Consider the following 26,077-nt stretch of genomic DNA (forward strand, 5'->3'; position numbering starts at 1 on the left):
TCGCCCGCGAATATCAAACCTACCAAAACCTGGCGATAACGCCGGGTTTCCTGGCATGAAGGGAATTTCATTATGGATATAATGAGAAGTGTTGTGGGTATGGTGGTATTACTGGCCATCGCGTTTCTGCTGTCAGTAAATAAAAAACGTATTAGTCTGCGCACCGTTGGGGCTGCGCTGGTACTGCAAATTGCCATCGGCGGTATTATGCTCTATTTCCCGCCGGGAAAATGGCTGGTTGAACAGGCCGCGCTCGGCGTCCACAAGGTGATGTCATATAGTGACGCGGGTAGCGCATTTATCTTCGGCTCCCTGGTTGGGCCAAAAATGGATGTGCTGTTTGACGGGGCAGGGTTTATCTTCGCCTTCCGGGTGCTCCCGGCCATCATTTTTGTGACCGCACTCATCAGTCTGCTCTATTACATTGGCGTGATGGGGCTATTGATCCGCATCCTCGGCGGTATTTTCCAGAAGGCGTTGAACATCAGTAAGATCGAGTCATTTGTCGCAGTAACCACGATTTTCCTCGGGCAAAACGAGATCCCGGCAATCGTGAAACCGTTTATTGACCGCCTTAATCGTAATGAACTGTTTACCGCTATTTGTAGCGGGATGGCCTCGATTGCTGGCTCAATGATGATTGGTTACGCCGGAATGGGCGTCCCGATTGACTATTTGCTGGCGGCATCATTGATGGCAATCCCTGGCGGTATTTTGTTCGCGCGTATGCTGAGTCCGGCAACGGAAGAATCTCGCGTCACCTTTGAAAACCTGTCATTTACTGAAACACCACCGAAAAGCATCATCGAAGCGGCGGCCAGTGGGGCTATGACCGGGCTGAAGATCGCCGCAGGCGTTGCGACGGTGGTAATGGCATTTGTCGCCATTATCGCGCTGATTAACGGCATTATCGGCGGAATTGGCGGTTGGTTTGGTTTTGGCCACGCCACTCTGGAAGGGATCTTTGGCTATGCGTTAGCCCCGCTGGCGTGGATTATGGGCGTGGACTGGAGCGATGCGACGCTGGCAGGTAGTCTGATTGGACAGAAGCTGGCGATCAACGAATTTGTCGCTTATCTCAACTTCTCGCCGTATCTGCAAACGGGCGGAACGCTGGACGTGAAGACCATCGCGATTATCTCGTTTGCGTTGTGTGGTTTCGCGAACTTCGGTTCGATTGGCGTCGTGGTCGGGGCATTTTCGGCGATTGCGCCACAGCGTGCGCCGGAAATCGCGCAACTTGGAATGCGTGCGCTGGCAGCAGCAACGCTGTCAAACCTGATGAGCGCCACAATAGCCGGTTTCTTTATCGGACTGGCATAAAATAAAGTTGTAGGCCGGATAAGCGTAGCGCTATCCGGCAGACATTCAAGCTGTTTGCAGCAAATACAGAGCGTTATCCGCAGAGAGCGTTGGGTTGTTGATACTGACGCTGGCCCGCGATAATGCTGCGCAGGCCATGGCAAAGCGCGCGCTTTCACGAAACCCACTGCCTTCCAGAAAGCTGTACAGTAATCCCGCCATAAAAGCGTCATCGGCACCAAAACTGTCTACCACCGTATGCTCAGGCGGCGTCAATAAAAACTGTTCGCCGTCCTTTTCGCTGCAAAAAACGGATTCATCTTCCAGGCAGACAAAAATGCGTTTTACCCCTTGCTGATGCAGGCTATTGACGGCCAGTACGCGATCCGCATCAGTATGAATAGGTTGGCCCCATAAAATCGCAAGCTCTTTCTGCGTGGGTTTTAGCGTATGAATACGCGTAAACCAGGTTTTCATTTTTTCCGCTTTGAACTCTGAAACGGTGTCAATGAATACCGGAATATCATCGGCAATAGTAAAGACCCACTCAATGGCTTCGGCGGTCAGATTGCAATCGGCCAGTACGACACCGGAATGGCGAATCAAATCTCGCGAACCGTTAAGCAACTGCGGCGTCAATTGTTGCAGGATATGGGTATCGTTAATGGCCAGTACGGTCTCTTCCTGTTGATTAGCGATCGACAGGTAGGTTGAGGTGTTGTGTCCATGCAGACGAATGCAGCTGGAAACGTTAACCCCAGCCTGACGCGTTTGTTCCAGCAATGTTTCGCCATAGAAGTCACTGCCAACAGCGGAAATTAAATGTACGTCGCGGCCCAACAGCGCCAGGTTGTGGGCGATGTTACGTCCTACACCGCCTGCTGAGCAATGAATGCTGCCAGGGTTAGAGGCTGCCTGCGGATAATGGATGTCTGCAACACCCCGGATATCCATGTTGATAGCACCGACAACCACGCAATAATCCTGTTCGGTAAGGATATAACCTTTACCTTTTATCATGCCTTTACGCATTAAATCCATAATATGCGCAGCGACGCGTGAACGGCTGATCTGCAAAATATCGGCGATTTCATTCTGCTGAATCAACGGATTGCGGCGCAGGATCTTAAGGATCTGCTTTTCCCTGTCGTTCATGATTAGGCCACCGCTTTTTCAGTTTGCTGGGCTTTCAGCCAGGCAATCTCTTCTGCCCAAATATCTGGATTAATGGTTTCCAGCACCAGCGGAATGCCGTCAAAACGATTGTCCTGCATGATCCAACGGAAGGCATCGTGGCCAATATTGCCTTCACCTAAGCTGTGGTGACGGTCAACGCGGCTGCCAAACGTGCTCTTGGCGTCGTTCAGGTGCATACCGCGCAGATATTTGAAGCCGACAATTCGTTCAAATTCCGCAAAGGTCTTTTCGCATTCCTCAACGGAACGCAAATCGTAACCGGCCGCGAAGGCGTGGCAGGTATCAATACAGACGCCGACACGGGATTTATCTTCTACGCCGTCGATAATGGCGGCCAGGTGCTCAAACTTAAAGCCAAGGTTGCTGCCCTGTCCGGCGGTATTTTCAATGACCGCCGTAACGCCCTGGGTCTGGGCGAGGGCGATATTGATCGATTCCGCAATGCGCGCCAGACATTCATCTTCCGGAATCTGCATCAAATGGCTGCCCGGGTGAAAGTTAAGCAGGGATAAGCCAAGCTGTTCGCAGCGTTGCATTTCGTCAAGAAACGCGTCACGCGATTTTTCCAGCGCATCGCTGACCGGGTGACCGAGGTTAATCAGGTAGCTGTCGTGAGGCAGGATTTGCGCGGAAGTATAGTGATACTTCTCGCAGGCAGATTTGAAATCATCAATGATTTCGGTGGTCAGCGGCGCGGCACGCCACTGACGCTGATTCTTGGTGAACAGGGCGAATGCGGTCGCTTCGATTTCTGCGGCTCGAATAGCGGCGTTAGCCAAACCGCCAGCGGCGCTTACGTGCGCTCCGATGTATTTCATAAATTAAACCCGCCATACTCAAATGCAAAAGGAGGAAGTATAGCGGGTTAATGGAGGTGAGTCGTGCTCGTTTATGCCATCAGCGCGTGGATAGCGAGGTTAATCGCGCCACCGCCCACAATCAGCCAGACAAACAGCAGCAGGGCCATCAGTAACGGTTTAGCACCGGCTTTTTTCAGGGCGCTAACGTGAGTGGTCAGCCCCAGTGCGGCCATCGCCATTGCCAGCAAAATGGTATCCAGTGTTACCAGCATGTTCACTACCGACTGCGGCAGAAAGTGGAACGAGTTAAAAATCGCGACCACAATGAACAGGATGGCAAACCACGGAATGGTGATTTTGCTCTTCTCACCACCGGAGGCCGGAGACAGCTGTTTAACGCGAGCGGCCAACAGGATAAGGAACGGTGCCAGCATCATGACGCGCAGCATTTTGGCAATAACTGCGGCGTTTTCCGCATCCGGGTTAATGGCGTGCCCGGCAGCCACAACCTGAGCGACTTCATGCATGGTGGAACCAATGTAAATGCCGTAGGTTTCCGGGCTAAACCAGTGTGCCAGCAGCGGATACATTGCCGGATACAGGAAGATAGCGATGGTACCGAAGATCACTACGGTGGCGACAGCGACGGTTACCTTACTGGCTTCCGCTTTCACTACCGGTTCGGTTGCCAACACGGCGGCGGCACCACAAATGCTGCTCCCCGCGCCAATCAGCCAACTGGTGTGGCGGTCCAGACCAAACACTTTTTGCCCCAGGAAACAGGCAATCATAAAGGTACTGCTTAGCGTTAACACATCAATCACGATACCGCTGACGCCGACATCAGCAATTTGCGCGAAGGTGAGGCGGAAGCCGTAGAGGATGATCCCCAGACGTAATAAATGTTGTTTAGCAAACAGCACACCGCCGTCACAGCTTTTCCAGATGTGCGGATAGACGGTGTTGCCGAGAACCATCCCCAGTAAGATTGCTAAGGTGAGGGCGCTGAACCCGGCACCTGCAACGGCGGGAATGGATCCACCCCATAAGGCGACCCCAGTGATAACTGCACTCAGGGCGAGCCCCGGAATAAAATGCCACGCTGTACGACGATGAGTCTGCAAGGTGAGTTCTGTCATATCCTTCTCCTTTATCTGGGTAAAAGAGTACGGCGAAGTGGTTTAAAAATAAAATTGATTATATATTTATAATTAATCTATATAAGTGGTATACCCGTCATACTTCAGGTTGCATGTGCGCTGGCTGCAACTCGAATTATTTAGGGTATAAGTAACGGTTATCCGGTGGAAAACGACTATGCATATCACCCTGCGACAACTTGAAGTGTTTGCTGAGGTATTAAAAAGCGGCTCAACGACCCAGGCATCTGTCATGCTGGCATTGTCGCAGTCGGCGGTGAGTGCGGCACTTACCGATCTGGAAGGGCAACTCGGCGTGCAACTGTTTGACCGTGTTGGTAAACGACTGGTGGTCAACGAACACGGGCGCTTGCTCTACCCACGGGCGCTGGCGCTACTCGAGCAAACGACCGAAATCGAACAGCTTTTCCGCGAAGATAATGGCGCTATCCGGGTTTATGCCAGTAGCACCATTGGCAACTATATTCTCCCTGCCATGATCGCCCGCTATCGGCATGATTTCCCCGATTTGCCGCTGGAGCTTAGCGTGGGCAACAGCCAGGACGTGATCAATGCGGTGCTGGATTTCCGGGTAGACATCGGGCTGATTGAAGGGCCGTGTCACAGTACGGAAATTATCTCTGAACCGTGGCTGGAAGACGAGCTGGTGGTGTTCGCCGCACCGTCGTCACCGCTTACAAAGGGACCCGTTACGCTGGAACAACTGGCTGCTTCGCCGTGGATCCTGCGTGAACGAGGATCGGGTACGCGTGAACTGGTGGATTACCTGCTGTTGTCTCATTTGCCGAGATTTCAGATGGCAATGGAGTTGGGTAACTCCGAGGCCATTAAGCATGCGGTGCGCCATGGCCTCGGGATCAGCTGTTTGTCACGGCGGGTCATTGCCGAGCAGTTACAGGCGGGAACGCTGAGCGAAGTTCCTGTGCCGCTTCCGCGTTTGGTCCGCACGCTGTGGCGTGTTCATCATCGACAAAAACATATCTCCAATGCCATTACGCGCTTTTTGCACTACAGCGACCAGGTAGAACAGGGGGAATAGGACGTTCACTGTCGTAATGACTCCTTTTTGCATACTGGCGGTTGCGTTTTAACCGCCTTGCACCCTCTATTTTCTGCTTTACTTATAATCCGCGGCCAGTCATGAAGGTCTCTTATAACAGCGCATTTGTGCCGGAAGAATGCCGTTTCGTCTGCTACAATCGCGCCTCATTTTTTGGATGGATAGCATTTTCACATGGTTTCCGAAACTAAAACCACAGAAGCGCCCACGCTACGTCGTGAACTGAAGGCGCGTCACCTGACGATGATTGCCATTGGAGGCTCCATCGGTACAGGTCTTTTCGTTGCATCTGGTGCAACTATTTCTGCAGCGGGTCCTGGCGGCGCGTTGTTCTCTTATATTCTGATCGGTCTGATGGTGTATTTCCTGATGACCAGCCTCGGTGAACTGGCGGCCTATATGCCGGTTTCTGGCTCGTTTTCCACCTACGGTCAGAACTACGTAGAAGAAGGCTTTGGCTTCGCGCTGGGCTGGAACTACTGGTACAACTGGGCGGTAACGATTGCCGTTGACCTGGTGGCCGCACAGCTGGTGATGAGCTGGTGGTTCCCGGACACGCCGGGTTGGATCTGGAGTGCGCTGTTCCTCGGCGTGATCTTCCTGCTGAACTACATTTCCGTTCGCGGATTTGGTGAAGCGGAATACTGGTTCTCACTGATCAAAGTGACCACCGTCATTATCTTCATCGTAGTTGGCGTAATGATGATTTTCGGTATCTTCAAAGGCGCTCAGCCGGTGGGCTGGAGCAACTGGACGACCGGTGATGCACCGTTTGCCGGTGGTTTTGCTGCGATGATTGGCGTGGCGATGATCGTCGGCTTCTCATTCCAGGGGACGGAGCTTATCGGTATCGCGGCAGGTGAATCTGAAGATCCTGAAAAGAACATTCCACGTGCGGTACGTCAGGTATTCTGGCGAATCCTGCTGTTCTATGTGTTCGCGATTTTGATTATCAGCCTGATTATTCCGTACACCGATCCAAGCCTGCTGCGTAACGATGTGAAAGACATCAGCGTTAGCCCGTTCACGCTGGTATTCCAGCATGCGGGTCTGCTGTCTGCGGCAGCGGTGATGAACGCAGTTATCCTGACGGCGGTACTGTCTGCAGGTAACTCCGGGATGTATGCCTCGACGCGTATGCTTTACACCCTGGCATGCGACGGTAAAGCGCCACGTATTTTCGGCAAACTGTCTCGTGGCGGCGTACCGCGTAACGCGCTGTATGCGACCACCGTGGTGGCGGGGCTGTGCTTCCTGACCTCGATGTTTGGCAACCAGACCGTATACTTGTGGCTGCTGAATACTTCCGGGATGACGGGCTTTATCGCCTGGCTGGGGATCGCCATTAGCCACTATCGCTTCCGTCGCGGTTATGTGCTGCAGGGCCACGATGTGAAGGATCTGCCGTACCGTTCTGGCTTCTTCCCGCTGGGTCCGATCTTCGCCTTTGTGCTGTGCCTGATTATCACTCTCGGCCAGAACTACGAAGCGTTCCTGAAAGACAGCATTGACTGGGGCGGCGTGATGGCTACCTATATTGGTATCCCGCTGTTCCTGATTATCTGGTTTGGCTATAAGCTGACCAAAGGAACCCATTTTGTTCGCTACAGCGAAATGAAATTCCCGGGTCGCGTAAAAAAATAACAGTATAAAAAGCATAACAAAAACCCCGACATGATGAGTGCCGGGGTTTTTTATTGCGTCAAACTTAGAAGCTGTAAGTCATGCCAACCGTGTAACGACGACCATCGAGAACGGTGTCGTAGGTATCGTAATCGATTTGCTTATCCAGCACGTTATACACGCCAGCGGTCATCAACAGATCCTTGGTGGCATAGTAACGTAAACCCACATCGACCTGCGTATAGGACGGCGTACCCTGTGCCATGGAAGTACGGCTCAGGTATTCAGACGTTTTTCCACGCAGATTCAGGCGGCTCCAGAAACCGAGATCCTGCGTGGCCTGCCAGTCCAGCGTCGTGTTAAACATATGCTTCGGCATTTTGTTCAACGGCTGGCCGGAGAACTGACCGCTTTTCTGCTCAGATTCCGTGTAGGTGTAGTTCGCGGTCCAGTTGATGTCAGAGGTTATTTTCCAGCCGAAGGTGGATTCTACGCCACGCATATTGGCTTTATCGACGTTAACGCGATCGCTGACGAAGTCATAATGGGTATTGCCGATGGTGCAGGCCGGATCGGAACTGCTGTTACAACGGCGCACTTCAGTGATTTTGTTCTTGAAGTCGGTATTGAACAGGGTGACGCCCGCGTTGAGGTTATCGCCGTTATCCCACAGTAAGCCGATTTCTTCGCTGAGGCTTTTCTCCGGCTTCAGGTCCGGGTTGCCGACAATGATTCCGTTCAGACGACCGCCGCCGGTGACCTGTCCCCAGTTTGCTGATGACTGGCGCAAGTCTGGCGCACGGTAGCCCGCTGAAACGCCGCCTTTTAAGGTCCATTGATCGCTCAGATGCCATACGCCATAGCCGCGTGGCGTCCAGTTGTCACCGTAGTTTTCATCCTTATCCATACGCAGACCGCCGGTCAGCGTAAAGGTATCGGTAACGGCCCATTCATCTTCAGCAAACAACGCCCAGCTCCAGCGGGTCAGTTTGTTCAGCCCATCAGCCGCTTGCAGCTGGTTGCCGTTATCGCGCAGTTTTTCATAACGGTATTGCCCGCCTAGCGTCAGGGTATGCGCTCCAAGGAATACCTGATTCTGGTTATTGAAAATCGTGTTGTAGGACTTCATCTGGCGACCCGGGTTTTCGCTCTCTTCCTGCTGGACATAGCTGGTGGAGTTGAAGTCGTCGTAATAACCGCTGTGGGTTAGTGAATATGTGGTGTGCACATACTTGCTTTCGCTTTTGCTGTTCGGCTTACAGCTTCCGTTACGACAGTTTTCCTCAGCCATAGATTTGCCTGGGGTACTGTCGCGATCCTGCAATTCACGTGCGTACTCGAAATCGATATCGTTTTTATCGTCTGGCGTAAAGTTCAGGGTTAAGCCCCCGTTACGCATACGCTGTTCATTGTAGCCATTGAGGATTTTATCTTCCGCCCGATGGGAGAATAACCCGGTCACCTTCGCGCCAAGTAATCCGTCAATCAGTGGCCCAGACGCATAGGCGTTGGTCTGGTAAATATCACCGGAGTCTCTGTCTTCCTGGAAAGTGGCATCGCCGTGCAGAGAACCGGTCCAGGCTTTGGTATTCGACACTTTCTTGGTGATGACGTTAATGACACCGCCCATCGCGTCGGAGCCGTATAGTGATGACATCGGGCCACGGATGACTTCGATACGCTCGATGGATTCAAGCGGCGGCAGCCAACCTTGTTCAATACCTGAGTTGTCGCTATTAGGACGTGTGCCGCGGGTGCTGATGCGTTTACCGTTGACCAGGAAGAGCGTGTATTGCGAAGCCATACCGCGAATACTGATATCGCTGCTGCTCCCCCCGCCGGTGACGACGACGCCAGGGACATCTTTTAGCGCATCGGTGACATCGCGATAGGCTTTGTCCTCAATCTGCTGCTTGGTAATAACAGATATCGAAGCCGGGGCATCCTGAATTTTCTGCTCAAAGCCGGTAGCGGTAACTACCACGGTATCTTGTTCAGCGGCATCGCCGAGTGATGGGAGACTGGCGACGCATACTGCGGCAGCTACAGCCTTAACGTGAGGTATAGTCATTTGTATCATTCCATTTAAATGAATCAAACTGCGCGTCATGTGAAAGGCCATGACAATTGTATGTATTTGTCTTTTAAGGACTCTTTTCAGTAAAGAAGCGGGAGGATTGTACAAAAGTATGAATATTTGTAAACACAAATGATAATAGAAATCATTTGTGTTTGATGTGATTTGGGGTGAAATACTTTTTTAATCAATAAGATAGTGAAGGAAGAAAAAAGGAGAAAAAGTGAAGGAATGATGGAGAAATGAAGAGGGCTTACGCCCTCAACTCAGAAATTACTTCAGCAAATACTGGGCGTGGAAGCGCAGGTGATCCTCAATAAACGACGCAATAAAGTAATAGCTGTGGTCGTAACCTGGCTGGATGCGTAGCGTCATTGGCCATGCGGTCTGACGGGCTATTTCGGCCAGCACTGCTGGCTGCAACTGATCGGCAAGAAACTGATCGCTGTCTCCTTGATCAATTAGCGTCGGAATCGCGTCTGTGGGCTTACTGGCCAGCATTAACGCGCAGCTATCCCACTCAGTCCATTGTGTTTTATCTTCACCCAGATAAGCGCTAAAAGCCTTCTCGCCCCACGGAACGCGACAAGGGTTTACGATCGGCGCAAAGGCTGAAACGCTGGTGTATTTCCCGGGATTTTTCAGCGCCATAATCAATGCGCCGTGACCCCCCATAGAGTGCCCGCTGATGGCGCAGCGATCGCTGACGTTAAACTGCGAATGAATCAGTGCCGGAAGCTCATCACGCAGATAGTCATACATACGAAAATGCGTTGCCCATGGCTGCTGAGTGGCATTGAGGTAAAATCCCGCGCCCTGGCCTAAATCGTAACCATCATCGTTGGCAACCTGCTCGCCGCGCGGGCTGGTGTCTGGCATCACCAGAACAATACCGAGCTCAGCCGCGATGCGCTGTGCGCCGGCTTTGGTGGTGAAGTTTTCATCATTGCAGGTCAGGCCCGACAGCCAGTACAGCACCGGAGGCGGGGCGTTATCGCGGGGTGGTGGAAGAAAAATACTGAAGGTCATGGCGCAATTTAACGTGGTGGAGTCGTGACGCCAGCGTTGCTGCCAGCCTTCAAAACAGCGGTGCTCTTCAAGCATTTCCATGCGTGGCTCCTTGTTGTGTTGAACCTGTATGTGTTTGCGAACTCACCATAATACAGATTATTCATTGCGCTGTGAGTAACTTTCACTTCCGCATTGAGCAAACATACTTCATCATCTATATAACTTTACATTAACACTCGACGTCACCGGGCTGAACAGAAAGTGAAGTTGCTACAGCTGAAAGGCTGTGCCAATTTCAATAATTATCGCGGTGAATACTGGATTATGTGCGCCGCCTCACGCACAATGTTCTGGCTGTGATACAGCCTAAAAACTTTGCCCCATGCAGGGCAGAGGCGCCCCACCTGCAGGAGAAGAAGAAATGTCATCACTCAGTAAAGAAGCGGCACTGGTTCATGAAGCGCTGGTTGCGCGTGGTCTCGAAACCCCGCTGCGCCCGCCCGTGCAAGAGATGGATAACGAAACACGCAAACGTCTTATCTCTGGCCATATGACCGAGATTATGCAATTGCTCAATCTCGATTTGAGCGATGACAGTCTGATGGAAACTCCGCATCGCATTGCGAAAATGTATGTCGATGAGATTTTCTCCGGCCTCGATTACGCCAACTTCCCGAAAATCACCGTCATTGAAAATAAAATGAAGGTGGACGAGATGGTCACGGTCCGCGATATTACGCTGACCAGCACCTGCGAACACCACTTTGTCACTATCGATGGCAAAGCGACGGTGGCGTATATTCCGAAAGATTCGGTCATTGGTCTGTCGAAGATTAACCGCATTGTGCAGTTCTTCGCCCAGCGCCCACAGGTACAGGAACGCCTGACCCAGCAAATTCTCACCGCGCTGCAAACGCTGCTCGGGACGAATAATGTGGCGGTGTCGATTGATGCGGTGCATTACTGTGTGAAAGCGCGCGGCATTCGTGATGCGACCAGTGCGACCACCACCACTTCTCTTGGTGGATTGTTTAAGTCCAGCCAGAACACGCGTCAGGAATTCCTGCGCGCAGTACGTCATCACAACTGATTAGGGCAGGAACCATGGAGCGTAATGTCACGCTGGATTTTATTCGTGGCGTCGCCATTCTAGGTATCCTGCTTCTCAATATTAGCGCCTTTGGCTTGCCAAAGGCGGCATATCTCAATCCTGCGTGGTATGGCGACATCACCTTATCCGATGCCTGGACCTGGGCGCTGCTCGATCTCTTTGCGCAGGTAAAATTCCTCACGCTGTTTGCGCTGCTGTTCGGTGCCGGTTTGCAAATGCTGCTCCCACGCGGTAAACGCTGGATCCAGTCACGGCTTACGCTGCTGGTGTTATTGGGTTTTATTCACGGTTTACTCTTCTGGGATGGCGATATCCTGCTGGCATATGGCTTGATCGGCCTGATTTGCTGGCGGCTGATCCGGGATGCGCCGTCGGTAAAAAGCTTATTTAACACTGGTGTGCTGCTGTATCTGGTGGGCGTTGGCGTACTGCTGCTGTTGGGTGTGATCTCCGGGAGCGAAACCAGCCGCGCCTGGACGCCGGATGCTTCAGCGTTGCTGTATGAAAAATACTGGAAAGTGAACGGCGGAATGGAAGCAATCAGCAATCGCGTGGATATGATGTCCAATAGCTTGCTGGCGTTGGGTGCTCAGTACGGCTGGCAACTGGCGGGGATGATGCTGCTCGGCGCGGCATTAATGCGCAGCGGTTGGCTAAAAGGGCAGTACAGTTTGCAGCACTATCGACGTACCGGCGTGCTGCTGGTCATCGTTGGGATGGCGATAAACCTGCCTGCTATCATCGCTCAGTGGAATCTGGACTGGGCCTACCGCTGGTGTGCTTTCCTGTTACAAGCCCCGCGAGAGCTGGGAGCGCCGATGCAGACCATTGGTTACGCCGCGCTGATGTACGGTTTCTGGCCGCAGCTTAGCCGTTTAAAATGGGTCATTGCCGTCGCCTGTGTGGGACGCATGGCATTAACCAACTATCTTTTACAAACCTTAATCTGTACCACGCTGTTCTATCAATTCGGCTTATTTATGAAATTCGACCGACTGGAGCTGCTGTATTTCGTCATCCCGGTCTGGGTCATTAACTTACTTTTCTCCGTGATATGGCTACGTTATTACCGCCAGGGCCCGGTGGAATGGCTGTGGCGTCAATTAACCCTGCGTGCTGCAGGGACATCATTACCGCGAACATCCAGATAACGATCTGGATCACATTCATTAACAAAATGGATGTAAGCGCTTTCATTCCTGTGACATCACTCACGCAGTCCGTTTCATTGTGCTGACAAAATACCCAGCCTGGGGTGTCTGCGGGCAGCCGCAATCTAAAACAGGGCAGTGAATATGGTAACCATTCGTGATGTGGCACGGCAGTCTGGCGTTTCTGTAGCGACCGTTTCCCGCGTACTGAACAACAGTGCGCTGGTGAGTCCCGATACGCGTGAAGCGGTAATGAAAGCAGTCACTCAGCTTGGCTATCGACCTAATGCCAACGCACAAGCGCTGGCGACGCAGGTAAGCGATACGATTGGTGTTGTCGTCATGGATGTATCAGATGCGTTTTTTGGCGCGCTGGTAAAAGCCGTGGATATGGTTGCCCAGCAGCATCAGAAGTATGTCCTGATTGGCAACAGCTACCATGAGGCGGAAAAAGAACGTCATGCCATTGAGGTGTTGATTCGCCAACGCTGTAACGCATTGATTGTACACTCTAAAGCACTGAGCGATCGGGAACTGGCCGAGTTTATGGATCAAATCCCCGGCATGGTGCTGATCAATCGCCTGGTACCGGGTTACGCCCACCGTTGCGTCTGCCTGGATAACATCAGCGGCGCTAAAATGGCGACCCGTATGTTGCTGAATAATGGTCATCAACGCATCGGTTATCTGGCATCAAGCCATCGCATTGAAGATGACACCATGCGCAAAGAAGGGTGGTTAACTGCTCTGAAAGAGCAGGGGATTGTTGCGGCAGAAAGTTGGGTCGGCACCGGTTCGCCCGATATGCAGGGCGGAGAGTCTGCGATGGTGGAACTGCTGGGGCGCAATTTACAACTGACGGCAGTCTTCGCTTATAACGACAATATGGCCGCTGGCGCGCTGACCGCGCTAAAAGATAACGGTATCGCTATTCCATTACACCTTTCAATCATTGGCTTCGATGATATTCCCATCGCGCGTTACACCGATCCGCAGCTAACCACCGTGCGCTATCCCATTGCCTCTATGGCAAAAATGGCGACGGAGCTTGCACTACAGGGCGCGGCTGGCACGCTGGATCCGCAGGCGACGCATTGCTTTATGCCGACGCTGGTACGTCGCCATTCAGTGGCGCTGCGGCAGAATGCGGCACCGATCACTAACTTATAACGCAGCGCGATGTAACCGCTTTCAATATGTGAGTAAATTCACAGTATATTAACAATGCGATAGCTATGATGACACTGTTTGTTGCGCTGTAACTACTATGTAACGGTGAATAATCACTTTCATCGAGGTATAGCTGCCTTAAACGATAATTAAAGCCTGTTTTGGGAGCGTTGCCAGACACGGAAGAAATATTTTTAAAAGTGAGCTTCGGCGTTCAGTAACACTTCAGTAACGTTCTGCCTGCCGAGCATTTATCTCAAGTACTACCCTGCATAATAAAACCGGAGATACCATGAATAAGAAGGTGTTGACCCTGTCTGCTGTAATGGCAAGCATGTTATTCGGCGCGGCTGCGCACGCTGCTGATACCCGTATTGGTGTGACTATCTATAAGTATGACGATAACTTTATGTCAGTGGTACGTAAGGCTATTGAAAAAGATGCCAAAGCGGCGCCAGATGTACAACTGCTGATGAACGACTCGCAGAACGACCAGTCCAAACAAAACGATCAGATCGACGTGCTGCTGGCAAAAGGCGTTAAAGCACTGGCGATTAACCTGGTTGACCCGGCAGCTGCAGGCACGGTCATTGAAAAAGCACGCGGACAGAACGTACCGATCGTGTTCTTCAACAAAGAACCTTCTCGCAAGGCGCTGGACAGCTATGACAAAGCGTATTACGTCGGTACTGACTCTAAAGAGTCCGGTATTATTCAGGGTGATTTGATTGCCAAACACTGGGCAGCTAACCCGAACTGGGACCTGAACAAAGACGGCAAAATTCAGTTTGTTCTGCTGAAAGGCGAACCGGGACACCCGGATGCTGAAGCACGTACTACTTACGTGATTAAAGAGCTGAACGACAAAGGCATTAAAACTGAGCAACTGCAGTTAGATACTGCAATGTGGGATACCGCTCAGGCGAAAGATAAGATGGATGCGTGGATGTCCGGTCCGAACGCGAACAAAATCGAAGTCGTTATCGCCAACAACGATGCGATGGCAATGGGCGCAGTTGAAGCGCTGAAGGCACACAATAAAACCAGCGTACCGGTATTTGGCGTGGATGCCCTGCCAGAAGCACTGGCGCTGGTGAAATCTGGCGCTATGGCCGGTACCGTGCTGAACGATGCTAATAACCAGGCGAAAGCCACCTTTGATCTGGCGAAAAACCTGGCTGATGGCAAAGGTGCGGCAGATGGCACTAACTGGAAAATTGAGAACAAGATTGTTCGCGTTCCGTACGTAGGTGTCGATAAAGATAATTTGGCCGAGTTCACCAATAAGTAAATACTCCGTCTGTGGGCGCAATTTCATTGCGCCCTTAATAACGCACTCTGCAAGGCCAACAAGGTATAATTATGGTCAGCACACATACTCAGTCGTCAGGCGAATACTTGTTGGAAATGACCGGCATCAACAAGTCCTTCCCCGGCGTTAAGGCGCTTGATAATGTCAATTTAAAAGTCCGTCCGCATTCTATTCACGCCTTAATGGGGGAGAATGGCGCGGGGAAATCAACATTATTGAAATGTCTTTTCGGCATCTATCAAAAAGATTCCGGCAGTATTTTATTTCAGGGTAAAGAAATCGACTTTCATTCTGCTAAGGAAGCGCTTGAGAATGGTATTTCGATGGTACACCAGGAATTAAACCTGGTATTACAACGCTCTGTGATGGACAACATGTGGCTGGGACGCTATCCCACCAAAGGCATGTTTGTCGATCAGGAAAAAATGTACCGCGATACCAAAGCGATATTTGATGAACTGGATATTGATATCGATCCGCGTGCGCGCGTCGGCACATTATCCGTTTCACAAATGCAGATGATTGAAATTGCGAAGGCGTTCTCCTATGACGCCAAAATCGTCATCATGGATGAACCAACGTCATCGTTAACCGAGAAAGAAGTTAATCATCTGTTCACCATCATCCGTAAGCTGAAAGAGCGTGGATGCGGTATTGTTTATATTTCTCACAAAATGGAAGAAATCTTCCAGCTGTGTGATGAAATTACCGTTCTACGCGACGGCCAGTGGATTGCGACCCAGCCGCTGGAAGGGCTGGATATGGATAAGATCATCGCCATGATGGTAGGGCGTTCACTGAACCAACGTTTTCCGGATAAAGAAAACAAACCTGGTGAAGTCATTCTGCAAGTGCGTAACCTGACCTCGCTGCGTCAGCCGTCGATTCGTGATATCTCGTTTGATTTACACAAAGGGGAAATTCTCGGGATTGCCGGTCTGGTGGGTGCAAAACGCACGGATATTGTTGAAACGCTTTTTGGTATTCGTGAGAAATCATCGGGTACAATTACGCTACACGGCAAAAAGATTAATAACCACAGTGCAAATGAAGCCATCAACCATGGTTTTGCGCTGGTCACGGAAGAGCGCCGCTCAACCGGTATTTATGCGTATCTGGACATTGGTTTTAACTCGTTAATTTCTAATATCCAAAATTACAAAAACAAAGTCGGTCTGTTGGATAATTCCCGCATGAAGAGTGACACCCAGTGGGTAATTGACTCCATGAGGGTGAAAACACCGGGCCATCGTACGCAAATCGGTTCACTTTCTGGCGGTAATCAGCAAAAGGTGGTTATTGGTCGTTGGTTATTAACGCAGCCAGAAATTCTGATGCTGGATGAACCGACGCGTGGAATCGATGTTGGCGCGAAATTTGAAATTTACCAGTTAATTGCTGAACTCGCGAAAAAGGATAAGGGGATTATTATTATTTCCTCTGAAATGCCGGAGCTGCTGGGTATTACCGATCGTATTCTGGTGATGAGCAATGGTCTCGTTGCCGGAATTGTTGACACTAAAACAACAACGCAAAACGAAATCCTCCGTCTTGCGTCTTTGCACCTTTAAGATTAGGGGCTCCTCATGAGTGCGTTAAATAAGAAAAGTTTTCTTACTTACCTGAAAGAAGGCGGAATTTACGTTGTTCTTTTGGTTTTGCTGGCGATTATTATTTTCCAGGATCCCACTTTCTTAAGCTTACTAAACCTGAGTAATATTCTCACACAATCCTCGGTGCGTATTATTATCGCATTGGGTGTGGCTGGACTGATTGTTACCCAAGGGACCGACCTGTCGGCGGGGCGTCAGGTTGGCCTGGCGGCAGTGGTGGCAGCGACTTTGTTGCAGTCGATGGAGAATGCCAACAAGGTGTTCCCGGAAATGGCGACGATGCCGATCATTGTAGTGGTGCTGATTGTCTGCGTGATTGGTGCCATTATCGGTCTGGTGAACGGTATTATCATTGCTTACCTGAACGTGACGCCGTTTATTACCACCCTGGGTACGATGATTATCGTTTACGGGATCAACTCCCTGTACTACGACTTCGTCGGTGCATCGCCAATCTCTGGCTTTGACAGCGGATTTTCAACCTTTGCACAGGGCTTTATTGCACTGGGCAGTTTCCGACTCTCCTACATCACCTTCTACGCGCTGATTGCCGTGGCCTTTGTGTGGGTGCTGTGGAACAAGACCCGCTTCGGTAAAAACATTTTCGCCATCGGCGGAAACCCGGAAGCTGCGAAAGTGTCTGGGGTAAACGTTGCGCTGAACCTGTTGATTATCTATGCGTTGTCTGGCGTGTTCTATGCCTTCGGTGGTTTGCTGGAAGCCGGGCGTATCGGCTCGGCGACCAACAACCTCGGCTTTATGTATGAGCTGGATGCGATTGCGGCGTGCGTGGTTGGTGGCGTGTCGTTCAGCGGCGGGGTAGGTACCGTGTTTGGCGTGGTGACCGGTGTGATTATCTTCACCGTCATCAACTACGGTCTGACCTACATCGGCGTAAACCCTTACTGGCAGTATATTATCAAGGGCGGCATTATCATCTTCGCGGTCGCGCTGGACTCACTGAAGTACGCGCGTAAGAAGTAATCGTACAACGTAAAAAGCCCGGAGCAGCGCAACCTGCACCGGGCTTTTTTATCCGCGTTACAACGTTAACGCATGTTCTTTCTCTCCGGGTTTAAATTTCACCTCGCCCAGATCAATACAGGCTACCGGGCAAACGTGACCGCACAATAAACATCCCACACATTTTTCTGTATTGCAGTGCGGTGTACGGGTTTCCTCATTCCATTCCATCGCCTGATGCCCGCCGTCATAGCAGGAGATGTAGCAACGACCACAGCCGACGCATTTATCAAGATGGATGTTCGGATAGACAATGTAGCTACGGTCAAGCTCCTCGGCGGGGATGATATTGGCATTGGCCAGACCCACCATCTCCTCCAGTGAGTCAAACCCTTGATCGGCGAGGTAATGTGACAGCCCGCTGATCATGTCCTCCACAATCCGATATCCATACTGCATGATCCCGGTGGTCACCTGCAGCGTGGCCGCGCCTAACAGTAAAAACTCGGCGGCATCTTCCCAGGTCTCAATTCCTCCAATGCCGCTAATCGGAAAATCCCGCAGTTCAGGGTGCATGCGTAGTTGTTGGATAAATCTCAAAGCAATAGGTTTAACGGCCTTGCCGGAGTAGCCGGAAATACTGGATTTACCGTTGACGACCGGCATCCCGATTTTCCTGTTCAGGTCGATATTAGTGATGGATTTAACCGTATTGATGGTCGCGATACCGTCGGCTCCTCCGCGTTTTGCCGCCAGCGCCACCTCACACATATCACCAATATTTGGTGTCATTTTAGCCAGCATTGGCAGGGGCGAACCGCGTTTAACCGCCCGACAGTATTTTTCAACCAGCTCAGGGCTTTGTCCTACATCGCTGCCCATAGCATGCGAGGTCATTTGCGGGCAAGAGAAGTTACACTCGATCATATCTGCACCCGCTTCTTCAACCAGGCGGGCCAGTTCCTGCCATTGCTGCTCATTTTCCCCCATGATCGACGCAATCAGAACCTTATCCGGGTAGTCTTGTTTCAGTCGCCGAATAGCAGCCAGATTCTCCTCCAGCGGATGCTCGGCAATTTGCTCCATGTTTTTGAAGCCAATAAAGCCGGTATCTTCTTTGCTGAGATGGTCAAAGCGTGGGGAGACTTCATTCGCAATAAAGAAACCGATCGTTTTAAAAACAATGCCGCCCCAACCGCTATCATAGGCTTTGGCGCACATTTCATAACAGTTGCCCACCGGGGAGGAAGAGAGGCAGAACGGGTTGGGAAATTTGACGCCGCAAAAGGTAATAGAAAGATCTTTCGTTAACATGAGCAAGCTCCCTCTAAATAGTGATGAATGGCCTGAGCGGCTTCTTTTCCGGTTTTCACGGCGTAAACGACCGTTTTATCGCCTTCAACAATATCGCCCGCAGCAAACAGAACCGGATCGGCGGTTTGGTAGTTTTGCGTATTGATAAGATTGCGCTGTGGCTTTAACGTGGCGAAATTATCAAGCTGAGCGTGTTGACCGACGGCAAGAATAATGTGCTCGGCTTCTAGCATGAGTTCGCCTGGCAGGCGTACGTGCTTAAAGGTAACTTGATTTCCTCTTACCGCCACGGGCGTGAAACCGTCAATAATCGACACGCCTAATGCCTGGGTGCTGCTGAATTCTTTATCGCTGGCCGGAAAATCAGCCAGTTCTTCACGCGCGACACAGGTGACTGACGGGCAGCCCAGCAGTTTCAACGTACTGGCGACATCCATCGCCACGTCGCCACCGCCGATGATCAATGCACTTTTGGCGACGGTAATATCGCCGCTTGATTGCCGGGCGCGTTGCAGAAAATCGACGGCAATTTCAACGTGATTCGCTTTCTCAAAAAGAGGCAATGTTGAGCCGTAAGACATACCTGGGGTAACCAGTACGGCGCGATATTCTGCTTTGAGTTGCTCAACGGAAAGGGCATTGCCGACTTCACAATTGCACTTGATGGTCACGCCCATTTCAACGATACGGGCAATTTCATGATCCAAAACCGAATGCGGCAAACGAAACTCTGGGATGCCATAGCGCAACCAGCCGCCTGGCTGAGCCTGTTTTTCGAAGATGGTTACGTCATAACCAAGATTGCTCAGCGTTACGCTGGCCTGTAATCCTGCCGGACCTGCACCGATAATGGCGACCTTGCCCAGCGTTTTTGTTGCTGGCTGATATATTTTCATCGCGGTCTGCTGTTCAAAATCGGTTATAAAGCGCTGCAGACGCGCAATATCAATAGGTTTATCAATTCCTGAACGCGTACACCCGCGCTGGCATAATTTTTCGGTTGGGCAAACTCGAGCGCACACCGCACCGAGCGCATTATTTTCGCGGATAGTTTCGGCTGCGCCTTTAAAATTACGGAAATAAATGGAGCGAATAAATTTCCCCGGGTCGGTTTGCGCCGGGCAATCCTGACTACAGGGGGCATCGTGACATAATAAACAGCGGGAAGCCTCTTTTATTGCTAATAATGGGGTAAAAGCAGGCGTGAGCTCATCCAGATAATTTTGTTGTGGCATATTTTCTTCCTTAATGCTTGAGTAAATTAAGGCAAACCGTTAATAACAAAATATAAAAAGTGAAAGGCTATTCTTAAGGCTAAGCACTGCAGGAAGAGTATTCTGTGAAAGGATTCACAAATAGAAGATAGTTTGAGGGAAATGCTGACGGGCAGCATTAATCCCTTATCTTGAAATGGTAATTATTATCAAAATATTAGCTATTCTCAAACGCTAATATAAAGGCAAATGCGTTATCGATAAAAAACTAAGTAAATAACCATACCGAAGGATAAGCACCCGCATCCAGCATAAACCAGTACGTAAGACCAAAATTGCAGCGGCTCTTGATTGCGATAAGCGAAAACCGGTTCGCGCGCATTCTTTTTAATTTTATCTACGGCTCCCGAGCGCCAGCCTTTCCAGGCTTCACGAAAACAAAACACGGGAATGAGCAGAAAGGCCAACACGACGAAAAGGGTTTGTACATCCATGCTTATTTTCCTTGTTTCTTTTGTAATTCGAGCAGTTGTTCAGGCGTGACTGCCGGATATCCCTGTGCATCGTCCGGTACCTGATGCATGGTTGGGATAGGGACCAGTGGGCCTAAAAAGCGGGGTTCACGTTTAAAAATGTAGAGATCGGCAAGTGCGCCAAAACGGGCGCCAAATTCACGTACCCGCACGGTGAGCATATCTTTTGGCGAAGGTACGGCGTAGCACTGGGCCTGGATACCCATATGGAGCGCAATAAACAAGGCACGCTCACAGTGGAATCGCTGGGTAATAATGATGAAATCGTTGGTATCGAACACCTTACGGGTACGCACGATGGAGTCGAGCGTTCGGAACCCGGCGTAATCAAGCACGATGTCAGCGGGATCGACGCCTGCGGCAATCAGATCTTTACGCATCGTCATGGGTTCGTTGTAGCTTTGCTGCGCGTTGTCGCCGCTTAACAGCAGATAGTTTACCTTCCCGCTGTTATAGGCGTTCAATGCGCCCTGAATGCGGTAGCGGTAATACTGATTGATGACGCCGGTGCGGTAATACTTCGCCGTGCCCAGAACCACACCTACCTGGCGGTAGGGTAAATCCTGCAGTTCGTCGTAAATGTAGGGAGCAGTCTTCCAGCTCATCCACCGATCGAGTCCAAGCACAGTCAAAAGCAGCAAGCCCAGCAGGACTAACAGGCTGTAAAACACGCGCTTTAACATGCAGAAAACTCGTTATTTGGATGGAATTTCAATCAGGCTACTGTACCGGAAGACGTAGCGCAAGAAACAGTAATCTGATTGAGGGGATTTTAGTCACTGTTGCCCGATGACGTTACGCCATCGGGCAACACGACTTAGTCGAGTAGCACGCGCTCAATATTGTCGCAGCCCAGTGCTTTCAGCGTGGCAGATGTCGCATCCCACTGAATTAACGGCGCATCGGCTTTTTCAGCCAGCACGGCGCGTTGGATATCCGGATAATCATAACCGTTCAGATTCAACAGGTTCAACGCGCCTTGCAGTGGTGGCAGGGTTGGGTTAAAAGCGGCATTTTCAGCATAGCTGCCGCTAAAAATACGACCATCTTTACACTCCAGCGCCACGCCGCTTGGGGATTTGCTGTACGGCATATGACATCTGTTGGCAGCGGTGATTGCTGCCTGGGTCAACGCATCGCCCTGCAGTGCGAAGCCGTGATCCTGATCGTCCATCAGCAGCGTTTTAATCTCCAGATCCTTCGGGCCGAAGGCATCTGGCAGATAATCGCGTAGTACGTGTGGCGCACGTCCCGGCAGATGAATACGTAAATCCAGTCCGCTGTTTAGTTCGTTCATAAACTGGCGACAGTGTCCGCACGGCGTGTAGTTGACGGTGATGGCGGCGAGCCCTTTTTCACCGCGCAGCCAGGCGTGGCTGATAGCGCTTTGCTCGGCATGAACAGTTTGCTGCATGGTCGCGCCCAGGAACTCCATGTTCCCACCGAAGTACCAGTTGCCGCTGATGCCGCGAGAAATAGCCCCAACGTTGAAATTGGACAGTGGAGTACGTGCGCAGGCCGCAGCCAGCGGCAGCAGAGCGAATGCCAGCGCGTCTTCGTCCAGTCCCGATTCGCGTTTCAGCAAAGAGACCTGCTCAGCAGTCAGCATGGCGGGGAAATGCGCATCCGCCAGAACAGGGGCCAGGGCTGATTGCAAGTTATCCGCGAGTTGGGCAAAAGCAGTTTGAAAACGTGGATGCATGGCGATGCCTCATAACAATGTAATGGAATCGTAGTTTACGGACCTGTTATGGCTTTATATGTGATCTAAATCTCATTGTGTATGCAACTTATGAAACTTAAATGAAAAATGTGCAACGCATCGCAAATAAACAGCTAATAAATGAAGGTTAACCTACCACCGCCAGAATAATCGGGAACAGGAATGGGGCAACCAACGAGGTGATAATGCCGCAAATAACCAGCGCCAGAGAGCTAAACGCGCCTTCCTGGTAGTCCAGTTCTGCACAGCGTGCGGTACCCAGGGCGTGCGACGCGGTGCCCATTGCCAGCCCCCGAGCGGCCTTGGTGCGAATACGCATCGCATTAAGCAACGTATGACCAAATACTGCCCCTAGGATACCGACAAAAATAACGCATACGGCGCTGATAGCCGGAATGCCGCCAATACTGCCTCCCACGGCCATAGCGATAGGCGTGGTGACCGATTTTGGCATGATAGACGCGGCAATTTGCGGTGATGCGCCCATCAACAAAGCGATTGTTGTACCTGTTACCATTGCCACAACGCTCCCGGCAAAACAGATAGCAATGATTGATTTCCAGCGGGCGCGAATTTGGTGCAGCTGTTCGTATAACGGATAGGCCAGCGCGACCACGGCAGGTTGCAGTAAATCGTTCAGTACTTCGCTGCCTTTGAAATAGTGATCGTAGGGAATGCCGGTCAGCAGCAGAATGGGAATAATCACCACCATGGCAACCAGCAGCGGGTTCAATAGCGGCATTTTAAATCGTGCAGCCAGCTTACGTGCGCCAAAAAATACCGCCAGCGTAAGAGGTAACGACCACCAGATATACGACATCATTCTTTAGACCCTTTTTGCCCAACGATTTTGCGTTCACCGTGCACAATGTGCGAGCTCCAGCTCACCACCAGGAAAACGACCAGCGTACTGATGGTACAGGACACCACTACCGGACCAAATTGTGCGCGGAGCAGGTCAAAGTACTGCATGATCCCCACGCCAATCGGGACAAACAGCAGGGCCATATAACGAATCAGCACGTAGCAGCCAGGGTTAACCCATTTTGCCGGTAACACCTGCAAAGCCAGTAAGACAAACAGAATCAGCATGCCGATAATGCTGCCCGGAATGGTGATAGGAAGTAGCGACGCAAGAAAAATACCTGCGTAGAGGCAGGCATAAATCAGGACGAATGCGCGCAAATATTGCCAGATAACGTTCAGTGCTTTGCTCATAGTTGAAACCCTTGACGAGACTGATTCATCATACAATTAAACTTAAAAACGTGCTACCGATCACATCATGAATTCTAAGCATAGAGGAAATAGATATCTGGAACATCGGGCGATGGCCCTAACTCTCCGCGCTAAGCCTGTGCCAGATAATACAAAAAACGATTCAGGGCGGTAGTAGGTGTTTCGTTGTTGCGCCAGAATACGCCGACGCTGCCTTTTTGTTCAATCTTCGGCAGATTCAGAATAGCCAGCTGTCCCTGGGCGGCATACCGTTGTGCCAGACGCAAAGAAAGAATAGAGATCATATCGCTACTTTGCAGCAGGTTGGTACTGACGTTGATCGACGCCGATTCAATGATGTTTTCCGGCAACATGACGCCGTTATCAACCAGCGCGTTATCAATGCTTATCCGTATAGGGGTTCCTGTCGGCCAGACAATCCAGCGCCAGTTCGCCAGATCGTGCCAGGTGAGCAAGGGATATTTTGCCAAGGGATGATCGGGACGGGCGACGAAACAGACCGGCTCGGTATACAGCACCTGGTAATTGAGCGGCAACTGAAGCGCCCGGCCACCGACGCGACCGACGACGACATCCACCGAACCCGCGAGCAGATCGTGCAGCAGCGGGGTCATCACTTTCTCTTCGATATTAAGGTTCAGGGTTGGCAACTCTTTGAGCAAACCCAGTATTGCCATTGAAACGCAGTCGGTCGCCACGGGTGAGCAGCCAATCTTCAGACTTCCCACCAGGCCGCCTTGCTTAAAACGGGCGATTTCATATTGCGAACGTTCCATATCATTGAGCAGGCGTTGGGCATGCTGCAGTAGCAGTTTGCCGCCTTCGGAAGGACGCAAGCCTTTGCTATGACGTTCAAAGAGGGTGATGCCAATCTCATCTTCGAGCTGTGATAACCATTTTGACAACGCTGGCTGGGTGATATTCATCATCCGTGCGACGTGAGTCAGATTTCCCTGTTCGCCCAGCGCGATAAGCGTTTGCAGGTGTTGCAACTTAAGTTTCTGCGCCCAGTTTGCCATTTGCTATAACCTCCAGGTTATGCCTCTGCATGAAAAGCCATTGTACATTTCATCTCCAAACATACAAAGTCGCAACATACCTAAAACAAAACAGACATCTACTCTACCTGCACTGAGGCATTCACTATGACTCATCAACGTGATCTACAAGCACTGATCGATTCCGCTCCCGTCGGTAAGACCCAGTGGCGCGTTATCATTTGCTGTTTTCTGGTCGTCATGCTCGACGGATTTGATACCGCAGCTATTGGCTTTATCGCTCCCGACATTCGTACTCACTGGCAGCTGACTGCCGGCGATCTGGCGCCGTTGTTTGGCGCAGGCCTGTTGGGGCTAACCGCTGGCGCATTGCTCTGCGGCCCATTGTCTGACCGTTTTGGCCGCAAACGGGTGATTGAACTCTGCGTGGCGCTGTTCGGCGCTCTGAGCCTGATTTCGGCTTTTTCTCCCGATCTACAAACGTTGGTTATTTTGCGCTTTCTTACCGGGTTAGGTCTGGGCGGCGCGATGCCAAATACCATCACCATGACGTCAGAGTACCTGCCAGCGCGGCGGCGTGGCGCGCTGGTGACCATGATGTTTTGTGGATTTACCCTGGGGTCGGCGATGGGTGGAATTGTGAGCGCGCAACTGGTGCCGGTCATTGGCTGGCACGGCATTCTGGTGCTGGGAGGCGTTCTACCACTCATGCTGTTTGTGGCTCTGCTGTTTGCGCTTCCGGAATCCCCGCGCTGGCAGGTTCGTCGCCAACTGCCGCAAAACGTGATTGCCAGAACCGTTAGCGCCATCACCCGGGAACGTTATGACACTACCCATTTTTATCTCAACGAGGGCACCGCGATTGCTAAAGGAAGCATTCGCCAGCTGTTCGTCGGGCGACAGCTGCCCATTACTCTGATGCTATGGGTAGTGTTCTTTATGAGCTTGCTGATTATTTATCTGCTCTCCAGTTGGATGCCAACGCTGTTAAACCATCGTGGAATTGATCTGCAGCATGCCTCATGGGTAACTGCCGCCTTCCAGATTGGAGGAACGCTGGGGGCGCTGGCGCTGGGCATGCTGATGGATAAATACAATCCTTTCCGCGTGCTGGCCGTGAGTTATGCACTGGGCGCAGTGTGCATCGTCATGATTGGCCTGAGCGAGAACGGTCTGTGGTTGATGGCTCTGGCTATTTTTGGCACCGGCATTGGTATTAGCGGTTCTCAGGTTGGTCTAAATGCGTTAACCGCCACGCTATATCCGACACAAAGCCGGGCGACGGGCGTCAGCTGGTCTAATGCGGTGGGGCGCTGCGGCGCGATTGTCGGCTCGCTTTCCGGCGGCGTGATGATGGCGATGAATTTCTCATTCGATAACCTGTTTTTCATTATTGCCGTCCCGGCGGCCATCAGCGCGGTGATGCTTACGCTGCTGACGGTTGTTATCCGCCAGTCGGCCTCTGCCTCAAATACTCTGCCTCGCGCAGGTGTTGTGAATGAATAA

General features: G+C 51.3%; 23 protein-coding genes. 10 read left to right on the plus strand and 13 right to left on the minus strand.

From position 1 onward, the window contains the following. Positions 1-72: 72 nt before the first annotated feature. Positions 73-1,323, plus strand: coding sequence for a NupC/NupG family nucleoside CNT transporter (locus OGV71_RS14200; RefSeq protein ID WP_003027431.1), 1,251 nt, complete (start codon positions 73-75; stop codon positions 1,321-1,323). A gap of 45 nt (positions 1,324-1,368) precedes the next feature. Here OGV71_RS14200 and OGV71_RS14205 read toward each other — a convergent pair whose 3' ends face one another. The 3 genes from OGV71_RS14205 to OGV71_RS14215 form a co-directional block, all read right to left on the minus strand. Then, a complete protein-coding gene (locus OGV71_RS14205; protein WP_204583434.1) occupies positions 1,369-2,457 on the minus strand; it encodes a sugar kinase in 1,089 nt (362 codons plus the stop codon). Positions 2,458-2,459: 2 nt separating this feature from the next. Continuing rightward, entirely contained in the window at positions 2,460-3,317 is an 858-nt protein-coding gene (gene nfo, locus OGV71_RS14210) for a deoxyribonuclease IV (protein ID WP_003027428.1), read from the minus strand. A gap of 71 nt (positions 3,318-3,388) precedes the next feature. Then, a complete protein-coding gene (locus OGV71_RS14215; RefSeq protein ID WP_003027424.1) occupies positions 3,389-4,438 on the minus strand; it encodes a YeiH family protein in 1,050 nt (349 codons plus the stop codon). A 178-nt stretch (positions 4,439-4,616) separates the two neighbouring features. Between OGV71_RS14215 and yieE the strand changes: the two genes are divergently transcribed. Both yieE and lysP read left to right on the plus strand, forming a co-directional pair. Next, positions 4,617-5,498: a DNA-binding transcriptional regulator YeiE gene (gene yieE, locus OGV71_RS14220; protein ID WP_003840099.1), complete on the plus strand. Its 882-nt coding sequence runs from the start codon at positions 4,617-4,619 to the stop codon at positions 5,496-5,498. Between the two features lie 195 nt (positions 5,499-5,693). Next, positions 5,694-7,163: a lysine-specific permease gene (lysP, locus tag OGV71_RS14225; RefSeq protein ID WP_003027419.1), complete on the plus strand. Its 1,470-nt coding sequence runs from the start codon at positions 5,694-5,696 to the stop codon at positions 7,161-7,163. A gap of 64 nt (positions 7,164-7,227) precedes the next feature. Here the strand turns inward: lysP and OGV71_RS14230 are convergent, their stop codons facing one another. Then, entirely contained in the window at positions 7,228-9,213 is a 1,986-nt protein-coding gene (locus tag OGV71_RS14230; RefSeq protein WP_286533547.1) for a ligand-gated channel protein, read from the minus strand. A 279-nt stretch (positions 9,214-9,492) separates the two neighbouring features. Continuing rightward, positions 9,493-10,329 (minus strand): S-formylglutathione hydrolase, encoded by an 837-nt coding sequence (fghA, locus tag OGV71_RS14235; protein WP_048218245.1) that lies wholly within the window; start codon positions 10,327-10,329, stop codon positions 9,493-9,495. Positions 10,330-10,651: 322 nt separating this feature from the next. Here fghA and folE point away from each other — a divergent pair, with 322 nt between their 5' ends. The 6 genes from folE (at position 10,652) to mglC (ending at position 17,571) form a co-directional block, all read left to right on the plus strand. Continuing rightward, positions 10,652-11,320 carry a GTP cyclohydrolase I FolE gene (folE, locus tag OGV71_RS14240; protein WP_003027410.1) on the plus strand — a complete coding sequence of 223 codons (669 nt, stop codon included), beginning with the start codon at positions 10,652-10,654 and terminating at the stop codon, positions 11,318-11,320. Between the two features lie 14 nt (positions 11,321-11,334). After that, positions 11,335-12,492, plus strand: a complete 1,158-nt coding sequence (gene yeiB, locus OGV71_RS14245) for a DUF418 domain-containing protein YeiB (RefSeq protein WP_061548540.1) — start codon at positions 11,335-11,337, stop codon at positions 12,490-12,492. A gap of 144 nt (positions 12,493-12,636) precedes the next feature. Continuing rightward, the gene (gene galS, locus OGV71_RS14250) at positions 12,637-13,662 is read left to right on the plus strand and encodes an HTH-type transcriptional regulator GalS (RefSeq protein WP_003027402.1); all 1,026 of its coding nucleotides are present in this window, start codon (positions 12,637-12,639) and stop codon (positions 13,660-13,662) included. 292 nt (positions 13,663-13,954) lie between these two features. Next, positions 13,955-14,953 carry a galactose/glucose ABC transporter substrate-binding protein MglB gene (mglB, locus tag OGV71_RS14255; RefSeq protein ID WP_003027399.1) on the plus strand — a complete coding sequence of 333 codons (999 nt, stop codon included), beginning with the start codon at positions 13,955-13,957 and terminating at the stop codon, positions 14,951-14,953. Positions 14,954-15,024: 71 nt separating this feature from the next. Beyond that, complete coding sequence (mglA, locus tag OGV71_RS14260) at positions 15,025-16,545, plus strand: galactose/methyl galactoside ABC transporter ATP-binding protein MglA (RefSeq protein ID WP_003027396.1); 1,521 nt, start codon at positions 15,025-15,027, stop codon at positions 16,543-16,545. Positions 16,546-16,560: 15 nt separating this feature from the next. Then, positions 16,561-17,571 (plus strand): galactose/methyl galactoside ABC transporter permease MglC, encoded by a 1,011-nt coding sequence (mglC, locus tag OGV71_RS14265; RefSeq protein ID WP_003027393.1) that lies wholly within the window; start codon positions 16,561-16,563, stop codon positions 17,569-17,571. A gap of 57 nt (positions 17,572-17,628) precedes the next feature. Here the strand turns inward: mglC and preA are convergent, their stop codons facing one another. From preA to OGV71_RS14305, 8 genes are all read right to left on the minus strand, one after another. Further along, the gene (preA, locus tag OGV71_RS14270) at positions 17,629-18,864 is read right to left on the minus strand and encodes an NAD-dependent dihydropyrimidine dehydrogenase subunit PreA (RefSeq protein ID WP_057063021.1); all 1,236 of its coding nucleotides are present in this window, start codon (positions 18,862-18,864) and stop codon (positions 17,629-17,631) included. Continuing rightward, on the minus strand, positions 18,858-20,099 hold the full coding sequence (locus OGV71_RS14275; RefSeq protein ID WP_204583436.1) for an NAD(P)-dependent oxidoreductase: 1,242 nt from the start codon (positions 20,097-20,099) through the stop codon (positions 18,858-18,860). Before OGV71_RS14275 ends, preA begins: the two co-directional genes overlap by 7 nt. Before the next feature lie 233 nt (positions 20,100-20,332). Beyond that, on the minus strand, positions 20,333-20,572 hold the full coding sequence (locus OGV71_RS14280; RefSeq protein ID WP_003027385.1) for a DUF2542 family protein: 240 nt from the start codon (positions 20,570-20,572) through the stop codon (positions 20,333-20,335). 2 nt (positions 20,573-20,574) lie between these two features. Further along, positions 20,575-21,294 carry an outer membrane permeability protein SanA gene (sanA, locus tag OGV71_RS14285; RefSeq protein ID WP_003027383.1) on the minus strand — a complete coding sequence of 240 codons (720 nt, stop codon included), beginning with the start codon at positions 21,292-21,294 and terminating at the stop codon, positions 20,575-20,577. A gap of 134 nt (positions 21,295-21,428) precedes the next feature. Beyond that, the gene (cdd, locus tag OGV71_RS14290; protein ID WP_003027381.1) at positions 21,429-22,313 is read right to left on the minus strand and encodes a cytidine deaminase; all 885 of its coding nucleotides are present in this window, start codon (positions 22,311-22,313) and stop codon (positions 21,429-21,431) included. 148 nt (positions 22,314-22,461) lie between these two features. After that, on the minus strand, positions 22,462-23,157 hold the full coding sequence (locus OGV71_RS14295; protein ID WP_003027380.1) for a CidB/LrgB family autolysis modulator: 696 nt from the start codon (positions 23,155-23,157) through the stop codon (positions 22,462-22,464). After that, positions 23,154-23,552 (minus strand): CidA/LrgA family protein, encoded by a 399-nt coding sequence (locus OGV71_RS14300; protein WP_003027379.1) that lies wholly within the window; start codon positions 23,550-23,552, stop codon positions 23,154-23,156. Before OGV71_RS14300 ends, OGV71_RS14295 begins: the two co-directional genes overlap by 4 nt. Positions 23,553-23,683: 131 nt before the next feature. Next, entirely contained in the window at positions 23,684-24,592 is a 909-nt protein-coding gene (locus tag OGV71_RS14305) for a LysR substrate-binding domain-containing protein (protein WP_003027378.1), read from the minus strand. A gap of 126 nt (positions 24,593-24,718) precedes the next feature. On the opposite strand from OGV71_RS14305, the gene mhbT reads away from it, so the two are divergent. Next, positions 24,719-26,077 carry a 3-hydroxybenzoate transporter MhbT gene (gene mhbT, locus OGV71_RS14310; RefSeq protein ID WP_048232382.1) on the plus strand — a complete coding sequence of 453 codons (1,359 nt, stop codon included), beginning with the start codon at positions 24,719-24,721 and terminating at the stop codon, positions 26,075-26,077.

This window comes from Citrobacter sp. Cf088 (genome assembly GCF_030334295.1).
Classification (GTDB): Bacteria; Pseudomonadota; Gammaproteobacteria; order Enterobacterales; family Enterobacteriaceae; genus Citrobacter; species Citrobacter freundii.

What these genes read in the sequence shown, in the direction of transcription:
- OGV71_RS14200 (WP_003027431.1), top strand. Translation starts at nt 73, where the DNA reads ATGGATATAATGAGAAGTGTTGTGGGTATGGTGGTATTACTGGCCATC.
- OGV71_RS14205 (WP_204583434.1), bottom strand. Translation starts at nt 2,457, where the DNA reads ATGAACGACAGGGAAAAGCAGATCCTTAAGATCCTGCGCCGCAATCCG.
- nfo (WP_003027428.1), bottom strand. Translation starts at nt 3,317, where the DNA reads ATGAAATACATCGGAGCGCACGTAAGCGCCGCTGGCGGTTTGGCTAAC.
- OGV71_RS14215 (WP_003027424.1), bottom strand. Translation starts at nt 4,438, where the DNA reads ATGACAGAACTCACCTTGCAGACTCATCGTCGTACAGCGTGGCATTTT.
- yieE (WP_003840099.1), top strand. Translation starts at nt 4,617, where the DNA reads ATGCATATCACCCTGCGACAACTTGAAGTGTTTGCTGAGGTATTAAAA.
- lysP (WP_003027419.1), top strand. Translation starts at nt 5,694, where the DNA reads ATGGTTTCCGAAACTAAAACCACAGAAGCGCCCACGCTACGTCGTGAA.
- OGV71_RS14230 (WP_286533547.1), bottom strand. Translation starts at nt 9,213, where the DNA reads ATGACTATACCTCACGTTAAGGCTGTAGCTGCCGCAGTATGCGTCGCC.
- fghA (WP_048218245.1), bottom strand. Translation starts at nt 10,329, where the DNA reads ATGGAAATGCTTGAAGAGCACCGCTGTTTTGAAGGCTGGCAGCAACGC.
- folE (WP_003027410.1), top strand. Translation starts at nt 10,652, where the DNA reads ATGTCATCACTCAGTAAAGAAGCGGCACTGGTTCATGAAGCGCTGGTT.
- yeiB (WP_061548540.1), top strand. Translation starts at nt 11,335, where the DNA reads ATGGAGCGTAATGTCACGCTGGATTTTATTCGTGGCGTCGCCATTCTA.
- galS (WP_003027402.1), top strand. Translation starts at nt 12,637, where the DNA reads ATGGTAACCATTCGTGATGTGGCACGGCAGTCTGGCGTTTCTGTAGCG.
- mglB (WP_003027399.1), top strand. Translation starts at nt 13,955, where the DNA reads ATGAATAAGAAGGTGTTGACCCTGTCTGCTGTAATGGCAAGCATGTTA.
- mglA (WP_003027396.1), top strand. Translation starts at nt 15,025, where the DNA reads ATGGTCAGCACACATACTCAGTCGTCAGGCGAATACTTGTTGGAAATG.
- mglC (WP_003027393.1), top strand. Translation starts at nt 16,561, where the DNA reads ATGAGTGCGTTAAATAAGAAAAGTTTTCTTACTTACCTGAAAGAAGGC.
- preA (WP_057063021.1), bottom strand. Translation starts at nt 18,864, where the DNA reads ATGTTAACGAAAGATCTTTCTATTACCTTTTGCGGCGTCAAATTTCCC.
- OGV71_RS14275 (WP_204583436.1), bottom strand. Translation starts at nt 20,099, where the DNA reads ATGCCACAACAAAATTATCTGGATGAGCTCACGCCTGCTTTTACCCCA.
- OGV71_RS14280 (WP_003027385.1), bottom strand. Translation starts at nt 20,572, where the DNA reads ATGGATGTACAAACCCTTTTCGTCGTGTTGGCCTTTCTGCTCATTCCC.
- sanA (WP_003027383.1), bottom strand. Translation starts at nt 21,294, where the DNA reads ATGTTAAAGCGCGTGTTTTACAGCCTGTTAGTCCTGCTGGGCTTGCTG.
- cdd (WP_003027381.1), bottom strand. Translation starts at nt 22,313, where the DNA reads ATGCATCCACGTTTTCAAACTGCTTTTGCCCAACTCGCGGATAACTTG.
- OGV71_RS14295 (WP_003027380.1), bottom strand. Translation starts at nt 23,157, where the DNA reads ATGATGTCGTATATCTGGTGGTCGTTACCTCTTACGCTGGCGGTATTT.
- OGV71_RS14300 (WP_003027379.1), bottom strand. Translation starts at nt 23,552, where the DNA reads ATGAGCAAAGCACTGAACGTTATCTGGCAATATTTGCGCGCATTCGTC.
- OGV71_RS14305 (WP_003027378.1), bottom strand. Translation starts at nt 24,592, where the DNA reads ATGGCAAACTGGGCGCAGAAACTTAAGTTGCAACACCTGCAAACGCTT.
- mhbT (WP_048232382.1), top strand. Translation starts at nt 24,719, where the DNA reads ATGACTCATCAACGTGATCTACAAGCACTGATCGATTCCGCTCCCGTC.